Source organism: Bradyrhizobium sp. 186 (genome assembly GCF_023101685.1).
Taxonomy (GTDB): domain Bacteria; phylum Pseudomonadota; class Alphaproteobacteria; order Rhizobiales; family Xanthobacteraceae; genus Bradyrhizobium.
Genome location: NZ_CP082164.1, coordinates 9,481,750 through 9,499,982, shown reverse-complemented (window position 1 = coordinate 9,499,982; position 18,233 = coordinate 9,481,750). Strand labels below are relative to the sequence as shown.

Genomic DNA, 18,233 nt, shown 5'->3' with positions numbered 1-18,233 from the left:
GAGTCCATCATGGTCGTGCTCAACCGCATCTATACGAAAACCGGTGACGATGGCACGACGGCGCTCGGCTCGGGCGAGCGGCGTCCGAAGTACGATTTGCGCATCGAGGCTTATGGCACGGTCGACGAGACCAACGCCGCGATCGGCGTGGTGCGTCTCCATACCCATGATGCGCCCGAGCTCGATGCGATGCTTGGCCGGATCCAGAACGATCTGTTCGATCTCGGTGCCGACCTCGCGGTGCCCGAGCGGGAGGGCAAGGAAATCAACAAGGAAACCAAAAAGGCAGAGCGGCTGCGGGTGGTGGCAAGCCAGGTCGAGCGGTTGGAGCGCGACATCGACGCGCTCAACGACAAGCTCGCGCCGCTGACCTCCTTCGTGCTGCCGGGCGGCACGCCGGCGGCGGCCCATCTCCATGTCGCGCGTACGATATGCCGCAGGGCGGAACGCGTAATCGTGGAACTGGCGGCCCAGCCCGGCGAATTGGTTGGCGCGGCTGGCATCCAGTATATGAACCGCCTGTCGGATTTCCTGTTCGTGGCAAGTCGCGCCGCTAACCATAATGGTGCCGGCGACGTGCTCTGGGTTCCGGGCCAGAACCGCTGACCCATTGAGCGACGCATTTTCTGGGGGTTAAAATTAGGCGCCTTCTCGCGTTGACCGGGCCGGATCAGGCCTTTAGGTTCCGCGCCAGTTGATAACCCCCCTCCTAAATTGAGTGAAAGAGGATCGATGAAGGTCTTAGTGCCGGTAAAGCGGGTGGTCGATTACAACGTCAAGGTCCGCGTCAAGGGCGATGGATCGGGCGTTGAACTCGCCAACGTCAAGATGTCGATGAATCCGTTCGACGAAATCGCGGTCGAGGAAGCCCTGCGCCTGAAGGAAGGTGGCAAGGCCACCGAGGTCGTGGTGGTCTCCATTGGACCGGCGCAGGCGTCGGAGACGATCCGCACCGGTCTTGCGATGGGCGCCGACCGCGGCATCCTCGTGAAGGCCGACGGCACCGTCGAGCCGCTGGCGGTCGCGAAGATTCTCAAGAAGATCGCCGACGAAGAACAGCCGGGCCTGATCATTCTCGGCAAGCAGGCGATCGACGACGACAGCAATCAGACCGGCCAGATGCTGGCCGCGCTGCTCGGCTGGTCGCAGGCGACATTCGCCTCGAAGCTCGAAGTCGAAGGTTCTGACTTCAAGGTCACCCGCGAAGTCGACGGTGGCCTCCAGACCGTCAAGCTGAAGGGACCGGCGATCGTCACCACCGATTTGCGTCTCAACGAGCCGCGCTATGCGTCGCTGCCCAACATCATGAAGGCCAAGAAGAAGCCGATCGCGGAGAAGACCGTCGCCGATTACGGCGTCGACGCCACCGCGCGTCTCGAGGTTCTCAAGACGACGGAGCCGGCGGGCCGCAAGGCGGGCGTCAAGGTCAAGGACGTCGCCGAGCTGGTGTCGAAACTCAAGAACGAAGCTGGAGTGCTCTGATGACGACGCTTCTGATTGCCGAACACGACAATGCGTCGCTGAAGGATGCGACCAACAAGGCGCTGACCGCGGCCGCCGCGCTCGGCGCGGATGTCGAGGTGCTGGTCGCCGGCGAGAACGCCAAAGCCGCGGCGGATGCCGCCGCCAAGCTCGCAGGCGTGAAGAAGGTGCTGCTCGGCGACGGCGCGCTTTATGCGCACGATCTCGCCGAGCCGCTGGCCGCGCTGATCGTCTCGCTGGCCCCCGGCTACGACGCCATCGTCGCGCCCGCGACCTCGCGCTTCAAGAACGTGATGCCGCGCGTCGCAGCCCTGCTCGACGTCATGCAGGTCTCGGAGATCATCAAGGTGGTCGCGCCCGACACCTATGAGCGTCCGATCTATGCCGGCAACGCCATCCAGACGGTGAAGTCGAAGGACGCCAAGAAGGTCATCACGGTGCGTACCTCGACCTTCGCCGCGGCGGGTGAAGGCGGCAGCGCGTCCGTCGAGAGCGTGGCTGCGGCGGCCGATCCCGGCCTGTCGTCCTTCGTCGGCGAGGAAGTCGCGAAGAACGACCGCCCCGAGCTGACCTCGGCCAAGATCATCGTCTCCGGTGGCCGCGCCATGCAGAGCCGCGAGAACTTCGCAAAGTACATCGAGCCGCTCGCCGACAGGCTGGGCGCCGGCGTCGGTGCCTCGCGCGCGGCGGTCGACGCCGGCTATGCGCCGAACGACTGGCAGGTCGGCCAGACCGGCAAGGTGGTGGCCCCCGAGCTCTATGTCGCGGTCGGCATTTCCGGCGCGATCCAGCATCTGGCCGGCATGAAGGACTCCAAGGTGATCGTCGCGATCAACAAGGACGAGGACGCGCCAATCTTCCAGGTCGCCGATTACGGCCTGGTCGCCGACCTCTACCAGGCGGTTCCTGAGCTGACGGCCGAACTCGCCAAGCTCGGCAAGTAAAACGCGTTCAAAACACCGGCCGGAGGTATAAACTCCGGCCGGTGTTTCTTTTTTGATGGGTTTTCTTTGGTGTGGGGCACACCTGGGAAGCGATCCAATCTAGGTTTCGAGCCAAGGTTCTGATTAAATCAGGCTTCTGGTTAAGACGGCCCCCCGGCTCAAGGGGATAGGCAGGGCGCGATGTGCGCGCCGTTCCGGTGGATGATATTATGGCGGCAGTGATCAAGAAGGTCGGCGTGATCGGCGCGGGTCAGATGGGCAGTGGCATCGCGCATGTCGCGGCGCTGGCCGGCTTCGATGTCGTGCTCAACGATGTCTCGGCCGACCGCCTCAAGTCGGGCATGGCCACCATCAACGGCAATCTGGCGCGCCAGGTCTCCAAGAAGGCCGTCACCGAAGACGCCAAGACCAAGGCGATGGCGCGCATCGTGCTCGGGGAAAAGCTGGACGACCTCGCCGACTGCGATCTCGTGATCGAGACCGCGGTCGAGAAGGAGGAGGTCAAGCGCAGGATTTTCCACGAGCTCTGCGCGGTGTTGAAGCCGGAAGCGATCGTCGCCTCCGATACCTCCTCGATCTCGATCACGCGGCTGGCCGCCGCGACCGACCGGCCCGAGCGCTTCATCGGCATTCACTTCATGAATCCGGTGCCGCTGATGGAGCTGGTGGAGCTGATCCGCGGCATCGCCACCGACGATTCTACCTTCGAGGCGTCCAAGGAATTCGTCGCCAAGCTCGGCAAGCAGGTCGCGGTCTCCGAGGATTTCCCGGCCTTTATCGTCAACCGCATCCTGCTGCCGATGATCAACGAGGCGATCTACACGCTGTATGAAGGCGTCGGCAACGTCGAGGCCATCGACGCGGCGATGAAGCTCGGCGCACACCATCCGATGGGTCCGCTCGAGCTCGCCGATTTCATCGGCCTCGACACCTGTCTGTCGATCATGCAGGTGCTGCATGAGGGCCTCGCCGATTCGAAATACCGCCCGTGCCCGCTCTTGGTGAAATACGTCGAGGCCGGGTGGCTCGGCCGCAAGACCCAGCGCGGCTTCTACGACTACCGCGGCGCCAAGCCGGTTCCGACGCGCTGATCAATCTCGTGCCCCGGATGGCGCCACCCTACGGCCCTTCGTGTCGCATTGTATCCGGAACACGAAACCGTCCGAGATCTCTACCTCTCGTTAACCCAGCGGCCCTAGGGTACCGCCGGTAAGGGGGTTTGCGTATGGATACGATGGCAATGGTCAGCACCATGCTGGCCGCCCAGCAGGGCGCGCTGCAGTCGAACATCGCGGCGACGCTGATGAAGCAGAACGCGGATGCGGAGAAATCCACCGTTCTGACGCTGCTCGGCGCCGGTCAGCCTTCGCTCGCCAATGTCGGCGCGGGCGTCGGCGGCAATCTCAATATCTCGGCTTAGCAATATCTCGGCTTAGTAAGACGCGGCGGCCGGGCTCACCGCCGCCCGGATCAGCTTGAGGGCGTCCTCGCTCGCCCATTCCGCCGGTCCCGCGATCGTCGCGATCTCGCAGCCGTGCGGGTCGACCAACACCGAGGTCGGCATGCCCAGGGCCCGACCTATCGCCTTAAGATCCTGAAAAACCTTGGCTTTCTGGTCATTGAAATAACTCAGCCGGGTCAGGCTGGCGTCTTTCAGGAAGTTTTTCGGCTTCTCCGGGTCGCGGGTGTCGATATTGATCGCCACCACCTCGAAATTCGGACCCGCAAGCTTGCCCTGGAGCTCGTCCAGCGCCGGCATTTCTTTCCGACACGGCACGCACCAGGTGGCCCAGAGGTTCACCAGCAGGGTCTTGCCGCGGAAGTCGGACAGCTTTTTCGGCTTGCCGCCGGCGTCCTCGAAGGCGAGGTCGGGCAGCTTCAACGGCGCGCTCGCCATGGTCAGCGCCGCCATCTCGCCACGGGCGAACGGCGCGATCTTCTGCGCGGTCGTAACCGCCGCCCGGCAGGCCGGATCGCCGGAAGGCGCCCGGCTCAGGCCCAGCCCGTACAGCGCGGCGAAGGCGGCCAGCCCTCCGACCGCCACGGTGGCGATGACGAGGGGGATCCGGCGCGTGGCCGAGGGTCTTGGGTCGAGCATATCGTTTGTCATCCGGTCGCAGATATGGCTATCAGGGGCCTCTTAATACGACTGGCGGCGACCAGCAAACGCGCGGCAGGGCCGCGCAGCGATAGCAAGGGCCGCGCGGCGACAGGCAAGGCGTGAGCAGGGGATCATGAGCAACAAGATGTGGGGCGGCCGGTTCTCGGAACGTCCCGACGAGATCATGGAGGAAATCAACGTCTCCATCGACGTCGACCGTCACCTCTATGCCCAGGACATTGCCGCGTCCAAGGCCCACGCCGCGATGCTTGCCGCGCAGGGCATCATCACGGCCTCTGATGCGAAAAATATCGGCAAGGGTCTAGACACGATTTTGTCAGAGATCGGCAAGGGCGGCTTCGAATTCAAGCGCGCGCTCGAGGACATTCATATGAATGTCGAGAGCCGTCTCTCGGAGCTGATCGGGCCCGCCGCCGGCCGCCTGCACACCGCGCGCTCGCGCAACGACCAGGTCGCGACCGATTTCCGTCTCTATGTCCGCGATGTTCTCGATGAGACCGACGCGGCGCTCGCCCTGTTCCAGGCAGCGCTGGTCAATCGCGCTCTCGAACATGCCGCGACCGTGATGCCCGGCTTCACGCATCTGCAAACCGCGCAACCTGTCACCTTCGGCCATCATCTGCTCGCCTATGTCGAGATGGCCGCGCGCGACCGCGGCCGCTTCCAGGATGCACGCAAGCGGCTCAACGAATCTCCGCTCGGCGCTGCCGCGCTCGCCGGCACCTCGTTCCCGATCGACCGCCACGCCACCGCGAAGGCGCTCGGCTTCGACCGTCCGATGGCGAACTCGCTCGATGCGGTCTCCGATCGCGACTTCGTGCTGGAGACGCTGTCGGCGGCCTCGATCTGCGCCGTGCACATGTCGCGCTTTGCCGAGGAGATCGTGATCTGGACCTCGCCGCTGGTCGGCATGATCCGCCTGAGCGACAAGTTCACCACGGGCTCCTCGATCATGCCGCAGAAGCGCAACCCCGATGCCGCCGAGCTGGTGCGCGCCAAGACCGGACGCGTCATCGGCGCACTCAACGGTCTCCTGATCGTGATGAAGGGCCTGCCGCTCGCCTATCAAAAGGATATGCAGGAGGACAAGCAGGGCGCCATGGAAGGCTTTGCCGCGCTGTCGCTGGCGATTCGGGCCATGACCGGCATGGTCCGCGACCTCATGCCCGATGAGGCCAAGATGAGGCTTGCTGCCGGCGAAGGCTACGCCACCGCGACCGACCTCGCCGACTGGCTGGTGCGGACGCTGAAGATGCCGTTCCGCGACGCCCATCACGTCACCGGCCGCATCGTGGCGAAAGCCGCCGAGGGCGGCGTCGCGCTTCACGAGCTGCCGCTCAAGGAGATGCAGGCGATCGAGCCGAAGATCACGAAGGATGTGCTCGGCGTGCTCGCGGTCGAATCTTCGGTGAAGAGCCGGACCAGCTTTGGCGGCACCGCGCCGAAGAACGTGGCGAGCCAGGCCAAGGCCTGGGCGAAGCGGCTGGAAAAAGAGCGAAAATTGGGCTGAAGGCAAAATTTCGCTTATGTTTCATGGTCATCCGGCTCTCGCCAGAGCGGGCCAACCTCTGTATGGTGCGCCGCGCGTAGTGGGGATTTCGTCGTGACGTCAAAGTTTCGCCCGGCCGGCTCGGGGTGGCCCATCATTGTCCTTAGCCTGAGCGCGCTCGCGCTTGCCGGCTGCGGCCGCAAGGGCCCGTTGGACCTGCCGCCGACCGCCTCCAGCGCGTCCACGGCCAACGTCGCCGCGCCGACGGACACCGAGACGGAAGCCCAGAAGACGCCGAGTGTGTTCAACCCCACCTACGGTGCGGACGCCCCGCCGGCGGCGCCCAAGGGCAAGAAACGATCGTTTATCCTCGACCCGCTCCTGGACGAAAAGCCCAGCCGGTAGGCTGGGGTAGCTGAGCCAAAGCCATGAACCATTTCGACTATCGCAACGGCGTGCTGCACGCCGAGGCGGTGAACCTGTCCGAGCTGGCCGCGACCGTCGGCACGCCGTTCTATTGCTATTCGACCGCAACGCTTGAACGTCACTACCGCGTCTTCACCGAGGCCTTTGCCGGCGAGAAGGTGCTGGTCTGCTACGCCATGAAGGCGAACTCCAACCAGTCGGTGCTGCGCACGCTGGCGAAGCTTGGGGCGGGCGCCGACGTCGTCTCCGGCGGCGAACTGAAGCGCGCGCTGGCCGCCGGCATTCCGGCGAGCAAGATCCTGTTCTCCGGCGTCGGCAAGACCGAAACCGAGCTGCGCGCGGCGCTCGCCGCCGACATCCTCTGCCTCAACGTCGAATCCGAGCCCGAGCTCGAGCTGTTGTCGCGGCTTGCGACCGAGATGGGCAAGACCGCGCGCATCTCGGTGCGCGTCAATCCCGACGTCGATGCCGGCACGCATGCCAAAATCTCCACCGGCAAGTCCGAGAACAAGTTCGGCATCCCGATCGCGTATGCCCGCGAGGTCTATGCGCGCGCCGCCAAGCTGCCGGGCATCGAGGTGACCGGCACCGACGTGCATATCGGCAGCCAGATCACCGATCTCTCCAAGATGGAGATCGCGTTCCGCATCCTCTCGGAATTCGTGCAGACGCTGCGCGCCGACGGCCACAACATCTCGCATGTCGATTTCGGCGGCGGCCTCGGCATTCCCTACTACATGGACCGCGAGGCGCCGCCGGCGCCCGACGCCTATGCCGCGATGGTCAAGCGCGTCAGCCACAATCTCGGCTGCACGCTGATGTTCGAGCCGGGCCGCATGATCGTCGGCAATGCCGGCATCCTGGTCGCCAAGGTCATCTATGTGAAGCACGGCGACGGCAAGACTTTCGTCATCATCGACGCCGCCATGAACGACCTGATCCGCCCGACGCTGTATGAGGCCCATCACGATATCTTGCCGGTGACGCAGCCGGCGAAGGGCGCGGCCACGATCATGGCCGATGTCGTCGGCCCGGTCTGCGAGACCGGCGACTATCTCGCCCTCGGCCGCACCCTGCCGACGCCGAAACCCGGCGATCTCCTCGCCATCATGACAGCCGGTGCCTACGGCGCGGTGCAGGCCGGTACCTACAATACCAGGCCGCTGGTGCCAGAGGTGCTGGTGAAGAGTGACCGGTACGCAGTCGTGCGGCCGCGCGTCGAGGTCGAGCAGTTGATTGCGATGGACACGCCGGCGCCGTGGCTGTGAGGATCACGTCGGTGCCTTGCGCCGATGAGCGCAGACACCGACCGCGCTCATCCAGCCGGCCGGTGCGTCCGGCTTACTTCTTGAACCTGTCCCTGATCGCCGCGAGGCCGGAATCGTAGACGCCACTCAAGGCGTCGATCGCGTCCTTTTCCTTGCCGGGATCGGGCGTATAGATTCCGGTCCAGGTCACCACCGACACCCCTTCGCCCCTCGCCGTGACCTTGAGGGTCGACTTGTACTGGCTCACCGGCAACGGGCTCGTCAGGAACGCGTAGGAATAACTGTAGCTTCTGTCGTCGCGCGCGGTCTGCGCCTCGACGAACGCGGCCTTCCCGTCCTTGGTGACGAGCGTTCGGGTCGGCGGGGATTTGCCGTCCTCGATACACATGCCGACCGGCGGCAGCCAGTCCTTGATCGCGCAGAATGGACCGATGACGGACCACACTTCGGCCGCAGCGCCGCTGACCTCGATGCTGCGCGTCAGGTTGGCTGCGGAAGCCGGCATCGCGCCGGCCCCGAGGCCGATCGCGCAAATCGCCGCGTTTCTTAGCGAGGCGAGGAGGCTGAAAGCCGCTGGATCGTGCTTCTTCATGTGAATCTCCGTTGTCTAATGGACCGCGACGGCGGCCGGTCTGGCTTGCAATGCCGGTCGGATAGACGATGCCCGCCGTCCGCGGCCAGTTCAGGAAATGAACCGAGCGCAATACAGAAACTGAACTAGGAAGCCGCGCGCATCGGCCCTAAGGTTCCGCTCTCGCTTGGCACGGAGGCCCGCATGACCATCGGCAGCTACAGGCAGTTCTGTCCGGTCGCGATGGCGGCCGAGATACTATGCACGCGCTGGACGGTCGTACTGCTGCGTGAGCTCATCGCCGGCTCGACGCGGTTCAACGAGTTGCGCCGCGGCGTTCCGCGGATGTCGCCTGCGCTGCTTTCGCAGCGGCTGAAGGAACTCGAAGCCGCAGGCATCGTCATCCGCCAATCGTCGGCTTCCGAGCGCGGCGTGATCGAGTATCAGCTGACCGCCGCCGGACGCGAACTCGGCCCCATCGTCGAGGCGTTCGGCATCTGGGGCCAGCGCCGCATCGAGTCGCATCTGTCGCTTCAGCATCTCGATGTCCAGCTGTTGATGTGGGACATGCGGCGGAATCTGAATACGACCCCGATGCCGAGCCGCCGCAGCGTGCTGCAGTTCGCCTATCCGGAACTATCTTCGACGCAGCGCTTGTGGTGGCTGATCGTCGATCCCAATGACGGCGTCGACCTCTGCTCCATTGATCCCGGCTTTGACGTCGATCTTTATGTGTCGGTTGATCTGCGCACCATGACGGCGATCTGGATGGGGCTCGATACCGTGCGCGCCGCCGTCGACAGCCGGCGGATGCTGCTCACCGGCGACCGGCAGCTTGCCGCTGCCATGCAAGGCTGGCTGGGCCTCAGCCCGTTCGCCAAGGAACGCAAGCTGGCGAGCTGATGCTTGGCGGCTCGATTCAGTATCTGTATCGCCGCGCTACAGTTCCCGTACTGGCCGGCCGCCGCCGTGTTCTGGCAACCCAGGTCATGCCCCGCACTATCAATGCGGGGCTGAACCTCGAGCCAGGAGACACGACGTGACAGCCTATCTGATCGCAGACATCAAAGTGACCGACGGAAAATGGGTGCCGGACTACGCGGCGTCCGTCCACGAACTGGTGCACAAGCACGGCGGCAAGTACCTTTCCCGCAGCGGCAATGTGAAAACCCTCGAAGGCGCCCCCCTCGACACCTCGCTGATCGCGATCATGTCGTTTCCATCGGCGAAGGCAGCGGAATCCTTCGTGACCGATCCGGCCTATAGCCGCTTCGCGGCGGCGCGCCGGGGCGGCAGCGAGAGCCGTTTCCAACTGATCGACGACACCGATCTGGCCGGCACGATTTCCTACCTCGCCAAGGCTTGAACCGCATCTTCGTCAAGACATCGAACCCGGTCGCAGGCGCACACCGTGCCCGGCCCACACAGGAGAATGGAATGAACGATTCACTCGCCGGCGGCGGCCCGCTTCGCCTGCTTTTCGCGGCTTGCGGTGCGGCCTTCCTGATCGGATTGTCCGGCGCCGCCTCGGCCCGGGTCACGCGGTGCGATACCGCGTGGGTCAGCTGCAACAACACTGCCGCGAAATGCTCCAACGATACGCGATGCATGCGCAGGTGCGATCAGAAATACATTAAATGCAGCGGGGGCTCGGCGTCCCTGCAGTTCGATCAGCCGATCGACACCGTCGCCGGCGGGGGACGCCGCTCATAGGCTTCCTTCCCACCATCGATCGACCAAGCCAAGCAGCGCAGCGCAGTGCCAGTCACCAGCGCTGCGCTTGCGCCGGCGCTAGCTGCGGGCGGTTGTCCCGCCCACCACCACGCCCGCCGCCTTCTCGATCGGCTTGATCGCCGCGGTGAAGTCCGACTCGGCACCTTCGTCGCGGATCACGGTCTCCCACAACCGTCCTACCGCGTCTGCAACCTCCATCGACAGCCCGAGTTGCTTCATCTCCGCCAGCGCCAGCCGCACGTCCTTCACCATCAATCCGGTGGCAAAACCGAAGTCGAACGTTCGCGGCAGCACCGCGCGCGGAAACTTGTCGCGGCTCGCGGTGTTCATGCCTGAGCCGGCATTGATGACGTCGATCATCACGGCCGGATCGAGCCCCGCCTTGACGCCCATCACCACGGCTTCCGAGGTCGCCACGATCGCGGTGGCCGACAAAAGGTTGTTGGCGAGCTTCATGGTCTGCGCCGCGCCCGGCTTCTCGCCGATGAAGAACACCTTTCCGATCACGTCGAGCGCCGGCTTGAGAAGCTCGAACTCGCCCTTGGGTCCCGACACCATCACCGCCAGCGTGCCCTTCTCGGCGCCGCCAACGCCGCCTGAGACGGGACTGTCGATCTGCACGATGTTGCGCTTGGCGAGCAGACCGTGAATCTTCGTCGCCATCTGCGAGCCGACGGTGGAGAGATCGATGAAGCGTTTTGCGCGCTTGCCCTCGATCACGCCGTTCGCGCCGGTGGCAACCTCGAGCGAAGCTTGCAGCGACGGCAGGCTCGCCATCACCGTCTCGACCCGGTCGGCAACGTCCTTCGGCGACGTCGCCGCGGTGGCGCCGCGCGCTACAAGCTTGTCGACGACCTCCAGGCGTGTGTCGAACACGACGAGCCGGTGTCCCGCCTCAGCCAGCCGCCGCGCCATCGGGAAACCCATGTTTCCGAGGCCGATGAATCCGATGTCCATGGTGTTTCCTTGTGATTGTTATTCGTTGTTATCGTGAAGACGTACGTTCCGTCCGCGGTGTCGTCCCGGACAAGCGCGCCTCAAGCGCGCGCCGATCCGGGACCCATAATCCCAGGGAGGAATCGCACTGCGAAAGGGTAACTCCGAGTCCCCGTAACCACGTCTGCCTGTGGCTATGGGTCCCGGATCTGCGCTCCGCTGCTTGACAGCGCTGGGCGCTGCCAAGCGCTACGCTTGTCCGGGACGACAGCAGGGGTTGGAGCCGCCCTCACGCCTTGCCGTCGATCTCCGCGAACACCTCGCGCGCGATGCGAAAACTGTCGACGGCGGCCGGCATGCCGCCATAGATCGCGACCTGCATCAGGATCTCGCGGATTTCGTCGCGGCTGACGCCGTTGGTGAGCGCGCCCTTCAGATGCGCGCGGAATTCGTGCTGGCGGTTGAGGATCGCGATCATCGCGATGTTGAGCATGCTGCGGGTTTTGCGCGGCAGCTCCTCGCGGCCCCAGACCGTGCCCCAGCAATATTCGTTGAGCATCTCCTGGAACGGACGGTTGAAGTCGTCGACGCTCTTCAGGGCGTTGTTGACATAGGCCTCGCCCAGCACCGCTTTGCGAACTTCCAGCCCCTTGTCGTGCATCTTCTTGTCCATGGTGTTTCCTTTGTTTCCCTTGCTTTCCCTTGGATGGCGGCGCGGAAATTACGGGGTTGTGCCGGGCCAGTCACGTCCTCGTGTTATGCGGGAAAAGGGGTATCTCCCGTACAGGAACGGATGCCTCAGTGCTGCCGTTGTGATAGGCTTCTCTCTACCGGGAAACCTGGAGAGCTGATTGAACGGCGTCACCCCCGACCCGTCAGACCCGATCCGTGATGGCAACGCTCTGTCGCGGCTGAAGCTGGCGCAGGCCCTCGAGCGGGCCACTTATGCCATCGCGTGGGAACGTGCGTGGCCGCATTTGGCGCGGCTTCTGACTGTCGCTGGCCTGTTCCTGGTGGTGTCCTGGGCCGGCCTGTGGCTGGCGCTGCCGTTTGTCGCCCGCGCCATCGGTCTCGTTGTTTTTGCCGGCCTCATGGCCGCCGCCGCGTTTCCGCTGATCAGTTTCCGCTGGCCGAGCCGTGAGCAGGCGCTGGCCCGGCTCGACAATGGCTCCGGCATCCGTCACCGCCCGGCCACCACGCTCACGGACACGCTGTCCTCGCAGGACCCGGTCGCGCAGGCGCTGTGGCAGGCGCAGCGTGAACGCACGCTGGCCTCGCTCAGGCGCATCCGCGCCGGTCTGCCGCACCCGCGGCTCGCGTTTCACGATCCTTGGGCGCTGCGCGCGCTGGTCATGGTGATGCTGGTTGCGACCTTCTTCGCTGCCGGCAATGAGCGTGCGATGCGCCTCGGCGCCGCTTTCGACTGGAACGGCGTGCTGGCGCCGGCCAACATTCGCGTCGATGCCTGGGTCACTCCGCCGCTCTACACCGGAAAGCCGCCGGTCATCCTGTCGGCCGCCAACAAGGAGGCTGCGGCGCTGCCTGCCAGCGGCCCGCTCGCCGTTCCCGCCGGCTCGACCTTGATCGTGCGCTCCTCCGGCGGCAGCCTGGACGTTGCGGTCTCCGGCGGCCTCAAGGAGGTTGCCCCCGCCGATGCCGCGCCCAAGGGTACCAACGAGAAGCATTTTGCCATTACCGGCGACGGCACCGCGCACGTCCGCGCGCCCTCCGGCCAGCCGCAATGGGCCTTCACGGCAACGCCGGACCGCGCGCCGACGATCGCGCTCGCCAAAGATCCAGAGCGCCAGGCGCGCGGAGCGCTCCAGCTCTCCTACAAGATCGAGGACGATTACGGTGTCACCGGCGCCGAGGCGCAAATGGCCCTGCGCCCCGCTGACGCCAAGGATGGCACCAAGGACGCCGACACCAGGGCCGCTTCGCGGCCGCTGTTCCAGCCGCCGCAATTCCCGCTCGTGCTGCCGAACGCGCGCACCCGCAACGGCGTCGGCCAGACGGTGAAGGACCTCAGCGAGGACCCCTATGCCGGCGCCGACATCACGCTGACGCTGACCGCCAAGGACGAGGCCGGCAACGAGGCCAGAAGCGAACCGTTCAACATGCGCCTGCCCGAGCGGCTCTTCACGAACTCGCTCGCGCGCGCGCTGATCGAGCAGCGCCGCATCCTCGCGCTCGACGCCAACAAGAATTCCGACGTCTACGCCGCGCTCGACGCGCTGATGATCGCGCCCGAATTGTTCACGCCGGATGCCGGCTGCTATCTCGGCCTCCGCAACCTGGCGCTCCAGCTCGAAGCCGCCCGCACCGATGACGCGCTGCGCGAGGTCGTGGGGAGCATGTGGGCGTTCGCAGTCACCATCGAGGACGACGGTGTCGCCGGCAGCGTCAATGCCGCGCTGCGCTCGGCGCAGGACGCGCTCAAGCAGGCGCTCGAACGCGGCGCCAGCGAGGACGAGATCAAGGCGCTGACGCGAAAGCTGCGCGAGGCGATGGCTGGAAAGGTACGGGATCTCGCCCGGCGGGCCGAGCAAAATCCGCTTGGACCTCGGCAGCCATTCCCCGCGGAGGTCCAGCTCATTCTCGACAAGGCCGTCGAGCTGCGGCAGAAGACCCAGCATGCGACGCCGGACCAGCTCGAAGAATTGGCACAGCAGCAGGACGCGTTGCGCCAGCAGCTTCAGGCCTATCGGAAGTCGGCGAACAGCCGGGCCAAGGCGGGGGGCGACGGGGCCAATCAATTTACGCGGGACCGGAAATGCGGAAGCTAGGACGCGTGCCAGTCTTGCAGGCGATGTCGATCGCCTGCCTCGCCATCCTGTTGGGAGGCCTTCCGGCCGTTGCTGCCCAGCAGGATCAGGATCCTGATGCGCTGCTCGATAGCGCGGACAAGGCGATGCAGGACGCCGGCGACAGCCTCAGGCAGAAGGAGCCCGGGCGGAGCCTGAACAATCAATCCGATGCCATTCGGAAGCTCGAGGAATACAAGCGGGCGACGGAGAAAAGCCAATCCTCCAGTCGCGATCGCTCCGTCATAACTCAACGCGATCTGGACGAGCTCGTGAAGCAGATCGAGAAGCTGGCGCGCGAAGGCAATCGCGAGGCGGCCCAGCGCATGCTCGAGCAGCTCGCGCAGATCATGGAAAATCTCCAGATGGCGCAGCCCGGGCAATCCGGCGACAGCGACATGGAGCAGGCGCTCAACGAGCTCAGCGACATGATCCGCAAGCAGCAGCAATTGCGCGACAAGACCTACAAGCAGGGCCAGGACTCCCGGCGTGACCGCTCGCGCGGCAAGCAGCAGGGCGACCAGTCGATGTCCGACCTCCAGCAGGACCAGCAGTCGCTGCGCGACCGCCTGAAGAAGCTGCAGGACGAGCTTGCCAAGCGCGGCCTCGCCCAGAAGGGACAGAAGGGTCAAAAAGGGCAGCAGGGCCAGCAAGGCGACCAGGGACAACCCGGCCAGAATGGCGATCAGGACGGTGACCAGGGCGATGACGACGGTGGATTGGATGCCGCCGACGGCGCCATGGGCGATGCCGGCTCCAAGCTCGGTGAGGGCAATGCCGACGGCGCCGTGGACTCCCAGGGCAAGGCATTGGATGCGATGCGCAAGGGTGCGCAGAAGATGGCCGAGGCGATGCAGCAGGGCGACGGCGACGGCCAGGGCGACGGCCCCGGCAATCGCGCCGGCCGCCAGCAGAGCGGCGGCAATCAGACCGATCCGCTCGGCCGCCCGCTCCACGGCCGCGAGTTCAGCGACGACTACACGGTCAAGATTCCCGGCGAGATCGACGCCCAGCGCGTCCGCCGCATTCTCGAAGAGCTCCGCCGCCGCCTCGGCGACACTTCGCGCCCGCAGATCGAGCTCGACTATCTCGAGCGCCTGCTGAAGGATTTTTGAGGCGAGGTCATCGCGTAGGTCCGCGCGATGGCGAGCTTGCCCAATCTCTCACCACAATCTCACTGTCATCGCCCAACTTGATCGGGCGATCCAGTATTCCAGAGACGCCAGTGATTGAATCGCGACGCCGCGGCATACTGGATGCCCCGGTCAAGCCGGGGCATGACAGCGGAATACGCGGCGGCCATTACCCCTTCTTCGCCGCCAGCGCATCCGCTACGGCGGTGCGGATATCGGCGACCGAGAACGGCTTGGTCACGACGTCATGCACCAGCGCATTGAGGTTCGAGGCGCGCTCGCGCTGGTCGGCAAATCCGGTCATCAGCAAAATGGTCAGGTCGGGGAAGTCGCGCGCGGCGGAAAGCGCGAGCGCGATGCCGTCCATCACCGGCATCTGGATGTCGGTGAGCAGCAAGTCGAACGCGCCGTCCTCGCGGACCAGGATCTCCAGCGCTTCGGCGCCGTCCTGCGCGGTGACGGTCTCGTGCCCGTCCATGGCGATGGCGCGCGCGACCAGCGTGCGCATGGAATCTTCGTCGTCGGCGATCAAGATTTTTGGCATGGGACCAAGCTCCCCTGCGGGACCCCGCTGGGTTGATTATACGCTGCCGCCGGCAATGTCGCGCCGGTTGAAGAAGCGAACGTCGATGTTGCGGCCCTCTGACGGCGGCGAGGCCAGGCGCGACCTAAAGAAGGCGCGCTCGCCGGGCCGCAGCACGGTCTGCTCCAGCACCGTATTCCAGGCGTAGATTTCGGCACCTTGCGCGTCGCGCACCGCAAAGCGCAGCCGCGGGATGTCGAGCGCCTTCTTGCCCTCGCCGACGATGACGCCCTCGATCACCAGCACCTGCTTACCGTCCACGGTCTCGCTCGAGAGCTTGACGTCCTTGAACGCCAGCCCCCGCAGGTTCACGTCAAGCCCGACCATTTTGTAGAAAGCCGCCGTTTGCGGCAGCAGCCGCACCATGTCGCCGCGCCAGATCACCAGAGCCAGCACCAGCGCGCCCATGGCAGCGCAGGCGGTCGGCAGGCCGAATTGGGATTTTCGCGGGGCGGTGGTGGCGGCCTCGCGGCTGACCTGGGCGACACGGCGGCGAAACAGGCTGCGGAACCATGACTGGTGCTGCGCGTCGGCGCCGTCGTCCTCCTCGACGATCCGGGCCGCCGCCGCCCAGTCCTCCTCGGTTTCCCCAGCGTCCTCGGTTGGCCAATCGCTGGCGATCGAGGGGCTCTCGATCACCGGGGTTTCGGCTGCACCGTCGTCCTTGGCGTAGGAGTTCCATTGCTCGGCGAGGTCGGCTTGGTCGTCGGCCTGGCTGGCCGCGACCATGGCCGGGACGGACGCCTCCTCGATGGCATCCTCGGGATGCGCCATCCAGGTCTCCTTGCAACGGGAGCAGCGGACCGTACGTCCATTCGCCCCCAGGCTCGCAAGCTTGATGGCGTAGGATGTCGTACAATGGGGGCAGACGATATGCATGGACGAGCCTTGATGCATGGACGGGTCTTGAACGTATCTTGGACGAATCTTGGCAACGGCCCAGTCGTGCGAAACCGGGCGCCTAGGAGGCTACCAAGGATGCTACAAGGCGACCGTTAACGAACCGGAAACCATAACGGTCGCAAAACCCGTTGATCGCGTATGGCGGAGCGCCGCGGCCGGCGGTCCGCCCCCTCTCGAACGGAGCTGAGCTTGGTTCGGTTCGAAAATGTCGGATTGCGTTACGGTCTGGGGCCGGAGATCCTGCGCGACCTCAGTTTCCAGATTCCGCCGCATTCCTTCCAGTTTCTCACCGGCCCGTCCGGCGCCGGCAAGACGTCATTGCTGCGCCTGTTGTTCCTGTCGCACCGACCGACGCGCGGTCTGGTCAACCTGTTCGGCCACGACATCTCGCTGCTCGGCAAGGACGAGATCGCCGATTTGCGCAAGCGCATCGGCATCGTGCTCCAGGATTTCCGCCTGCTCGACCACATGACGACGTATGAGAATGTCGCGCTGCCGTTCCGCGTCATGGGACGCAGCGAGTCGAGCTACCGCAAGGAGGTCATCGACCTCTTGCGCTGGGTCGGCCTCGGCGAGCGCATGGACGCGTTGCCGCCGATCCTGTCCGGCGGCGAGAAGCAGCGCGCCGCGATCGCGCGCGCGGTGATCTCGCGGCCGCAGCTCCTGCTCGCGGACGAGCCCACCGGAAGCGTCGATCCGACGCTCGGGCGACGGCTGCTGCGGCTCTTCATCGAGCTCAACAAGTCCGGCACCGCCGTCATCATCGCGACCCACGACATCGCGCTGATGGACCAGTACGAGGCGCGCCGCTTCGTGCTGCACCAGGGACGGCTGCACATCTATGAATAGGACCGACGAACGCGGCGTGCTGGTTGATCTCGGACAGGAGCGTCCGCAGCTTCCGGCCAAGGCGCGCAACATGTCGCCGATCGTGCCGCGCGCCTCGATCCACGGCCGCGCGCTGGTCGCCGTCGTCGCGATCATGACCTTCCTCGCCTCGATGACCACGGGCACGGTGCTGCTGGTCAGCGCCTCGGCCGCGGAATGGCAGTCCGATGTCGCAAGCGAGATCACCATCCAGGTCCGCCCGCAGGTCGGGCGCGACCTCGAGCGCGACACCGCCGCGGTGACCGAGGCGATGCGTGCGCAAGCGGGCATCGTCGAGGTCAAGCCCTTTACCAAGGATGAGAGCGGCAAGCTGCTCGAGCCCTGGCTCGGCACCGGCCTGTCCATGGACGACCTCCCGGTGCCGCGCATGATCATCGCGCGGGTCCAGCCCGGCACGCCGCTCGATCTCGGCGCCCTGCGCAACCGCGTGACCCAGGTTGCCCCGAGCGCGAGCGTCGACGATCATCGCGCCTGGATCGAGCGCATGCGCTCGATGACCAATGCCACCGTGCTCGCGGGTCTGGGCATCCTCGCGCTCGTCATCGTCGCGACCATCATCTCGGTGTCGTTCGCGACCCGCGGCGCCATGGCGGCGAACCGCCCGATCGTCGAAGTCCTGCATTTCGTCGGCGCCGGCGACCGTTACATCGCCAACCGCTTCCTGCGGCATTTCCTCAGGCTGGGCCTGGAAGGCGGCGTGATCGGCGGCGGTGTCGCCATGCTGGTGTTCGGCTTCTCCGAGTCGATTGCCGGCTGGTTCTCCGGCACCCCGGTCGGCGACCAGTTTGCAGCTTTACTAGGCACTTTCTCGCTGCGGCCGTCCGGCTATGCCGTGCTTGCGGTACAGGCGGTGCTGATCGGCGCCATCACCGCAGTCGCCTCGCGCCAGACGCTGTTCGCGACGTTGAATGAGGTCGATTAGTCCGGCAAAACCGGACTCCACTTCGCCT

The 18,233-nt window shown here is 65.4% G+C and carries 21 protein-coding genes; 15 read left to right on the top strand and 6 right to left on the bottom strand.

The window, feature by feature from the left end; all coding sequences use genetic code 11:
- Window positions 1–9: 9 nt before the first annotated feature.
- The 5 genes from IVB18_RS45295 to IVB18_RS45275 all read left to right on the top strand — a co-directional run bounded on the left by IVB18_RS45295 (window position 10) and on the right by IVB18_RS45275 (window position 3,846).
- Window positions 10–606 (top strand): cob(I)yrinic acid a,c-diamide adenosyltransferase, encoded by a 597-nt coding sequence (locus IVB18_RS45295; protein ID WP_247986532.1) that lies wholly within the window; start codon window positions 10–12, stop codon window positions 604–606.
- 126 nt (window positions 607–732) lie between these two features.
- Window positions 733–1,482, top strand: coding sequence for an electron transfer flavoprotein subunit beta/FixA family protein (locus tag IVB18_RS45290; protein ID WP_247971139.1), 750 nt, complete (start codon window positions 733–735; stop codon window positions 1,480–1,482).
- A complete protein-coding gene (locus tag IVB18_RS45285; RefSeq protein ID WP_247986531.1) occupies window positions 1,482–2,426 on the top strand; it encodes an FAD-binding protein in 945 nt (314 codons plus the stop codon). The genes IVB18_RS45290 and IVB18_RS45285 overlap by 1 nt, the downstream gene beginning before the upstream one ends.
- Window positions 2,427–2,635: 209 nt before the next feature.
- Window positions 2,636–3,517 carry a 3-hydroxybutyryl-CoA dehydrogenase gene (locus IVB18_RS45280; RefSeq protein WP_247986530.1) on the top strand — a complete coding sequence of 294 codons (882 nt, stop codon included), beginning with the start codon at window positions 2,636–2,638 and terminating at the stop codon, window positions 3,515–3,517.
- 134 nt (window positions 3,518–3,651) lie between these two features.
- Window positions 3,652–3,846, top strand: coding sequence for a hypothetical protein (locus IVB18_RS45275; RefSeq protein ID WP_247986529.1), 195 nt, complete (start codon window positions 3,652–3,654; stop codon window positions 3,844–3,846).
- Between the two features lie 12 nt (window positions 3,847–3,858).
- On the opposite strand, the gene IVB18_RS45270 is transcribed toward IVB18_RS45275, so the two are convergent.
- A complete protein-coding gene (locus IVB18_RS45270; RefSeq protein WP_247986528.1) occupies window positions 3,859–4,524 on the bottom strand; it encodes a TlpA disulfide reductase family protein in 666 nt (221 codons plus the stop codon).
- 136 nt (window positions 4,525–4,660) lie between these two features.
- Between IVB18_RS45270 and argH the strand changes: the two genes are divergently transcribed.
- The 3 genes from argH (at window position 4,661) to lysA (ending at window position 7,731) form a co-directional block, all read left to right on the top strand.
- Entirely contained in the window at window positions 4,661–6,058 is a 1,398-nt protein-coding gene (gene argH / locus IVB18_RS45265) for an argininosuccinate lyase (RefSeq protein ID WP_247986527.1), read from the top strand.
- Window positions 6,059–6,151: 93 nt separating this feature from the next.
- Window positions 6,152–6,442, top strand: a complete 291-nt coding sequence (locus IVB18_RS45260) for a lipoprotein (RefSeq protein WP_247986526.1) — start codon at window positions 6,152–6,154, stop codon at window positions 6,440–6,442.
- 23 nt (window positions 6,443–6,465) lie between these two features.
- Entirely contained in the window at window positions 6,466–7,731 is a 1,266-nt protein-coding gene (lysA, locus tag IVB18_RS45255) for a diaminopimelate decarboxylase (RefSeq protein ID WP_247986525.1), read from the top strand.
- Between the two features lie 73 nt (window positions 7,732–7,804).
- Here lysA and IVB18_RS45250 read toward each other — a convergent pair whose 3' ends face one another.
- Window positions 7,805–8,323, bottom strand: coding sequence for an SRPBCC family protein (locus IVB18_RS45250; RefSeq protein ID WP_247986524.1), 519 nt, complete (start codon window positions 8,321–8,323; stop codon window positions 7,805–7,807).
- 183 nt (window positions 8,324–8,506) lie between these two features.
- Here IVB18_RS45250 and IVB18_RS45245 point away from each other — a divergent pair, with 183 nt between their 5' ends.
- The 3 genes from IVB18_RS45245 to IVB18_RS45235 all read left to right on the top strand — a co-directional run bounded on the left by IVB18_RS45245 (window position 8,507) and on the right by IVB18_RS45235 (window position 10,015).
- On the top strand, window positions 8,507–9,205 hold the full coding sequence (locus tag IVB18_RS45245; protein WP_247986523.1) for a helix-turn-helix domain-containing protein: 699 nt from the start codon (window positions 8,507–8,509) through the stop codon (window positions 9,203–9,205).
- Between the two features lie 136 nt (window positions 9,206–9,341).
- On the top strand, window positions 9,342–9,668 hold the full coding sequence (locus IVB18_RS45240; protein ID WP_247986522.1) for a DUF1330 domain-containing protein: 327 nt from the start codon (window positions 9,342–9,344) through the stop codon (window positions 9,666–9,668).
- 71 nt (window positions 9,669–9,739) lie between these two features.
- Window positions 9,740–10,015, top strand: coding sequence for a hypothetical protein (locus tag IVB18_RS45235; protein WP_247986521.1), 276 nt, complete (start codon window positions 9,740–9,742; stop codon window positions 10,013–10,015).
- A gap of 78 nt (window positions 10,016–10,093) precedes the next feature.
- Here the strand turns inward: IVB18_RS45235 and IVB18_RS45230 are convergent, their stop codons facing one another.
- Window positions 10,094–10,993, bottom strand: coding sequence for an NAD(P)-dependent oxidoreductase (locus IVB18_RS45230; protein ID WP_247986520.1), 900 nt, complete (start codon window positions 10,991–10,993; stop codon window positions 10,094–10,096).
- 268 nt (window positions 10,994–11,261) lie between these two features.
- A complete protein-coding gene (locus tag IVB18_RS45225) occupies window positions 11,262–11,645 on the bottom strand; it encodes a carboxymuconolactone decarboxylase family protein (protein ID WP_027514149.1) in 384 nt (127 codons plus the stop codon).
- 178 nt (window positions 11,646–11,823) lie between these two features.
- Between IVB18_RS45225 and IVB18_RS45220 the strand changes: the two genes are divergently transcribed.
- A complete protein-coding gene (locus tag IVB18_RS45220; RefSeq protein ID WP_346732599.1) occupies window positions 11,824–13,758 on the top strand; it encodes a TIGR02302 family protein in 1,935 nt (644 codons plus the stop codon).
- Window positions 13,746–14,891 carry a DUF4175 family protein gene (locus IVB18_RS45215; protein WP_247986519.1) on the top strand — a complete coding sequence of 382 codons (1,146 nt, stop codon included), beginning with the start codon at window positions 13,746–13,748 and terminating at the stop codon, window positions 14,889–14,891. The genes IVB18_RS45220 and IVB18_RS45215 overlap by 13 nt, the downstream gene beginning before the upstream one ends.
- A gap of 187 nt (window positions 14,892–15,078) precedes the next feature.
- Here IVB18_RS45215 and IVB18_RS45210 read toward each other — a convergent pair whose 3' ends face one another.
- Both IVB18_RS45210 and IVB18_RS45205 read right to left on the bottom strand, forming a co-directional pair.
- Window positions 15,079–15,453 (bottom strand): response regulator, encoded by a 375-nt coding sequence (locus tag IVB18_RS45210; protein ID WP_247986518.1) that lies wholly within the window; start codon window positions 15,451–15,453, stop codon window positions 15,079–15,081.
- A gap of 36 nt (window positions 15,454–15,489) precedes the next feature.
- Entirely contained in the window at window positions 15,490–16,371 is an 882-nt protein-coding gene (locus IVB18_RS45205) for an MJ0042-type zinc finger domain-containing protein (RefSeq protein WP_247991885.1), read from the bottom strand.
- A gap of 213 nt (window positions 16,372–16,584) precedes the next feature.
- Here IVB18_RS45205 and ftsE point away from each other — a divergent pair, with 213 nt between their 5' ends.
- Together ftsE and IVB18_RS45195 are read left to right on the top strand one after the other, a co-directional pair.
- Window positions 16,585–17,244 (top strand): cell division ATP-binding protein FtsE, encoded by a 660-nt coding sequence (ftsE, locus tag IVB18_RS45200; RefSeq protein WP_247986517.1) that lies wholly within the window; start codon window positions 16,585–16,587, stop codon window positions 17,242–17,244.
- Window positions 17,237–18,205 carry an ABC transporter permease gene (locus tag IVB18_RS45195; protein ID WP_247986516.1) on the top strand — a complete coding sequence of 323 codons (969 nt, stop codon included), beginning with the start codon at window positions 17,237–17,239 and terminating at the stop codon, window positions 18,203–18,205. The genes ftsE and IVB18_RS45195 overlap by 8 nt, the downstream gene beginning before the upstream one ends.
- Window positions 18,206–18,233 lie beyond the last annotated feature (28 nt).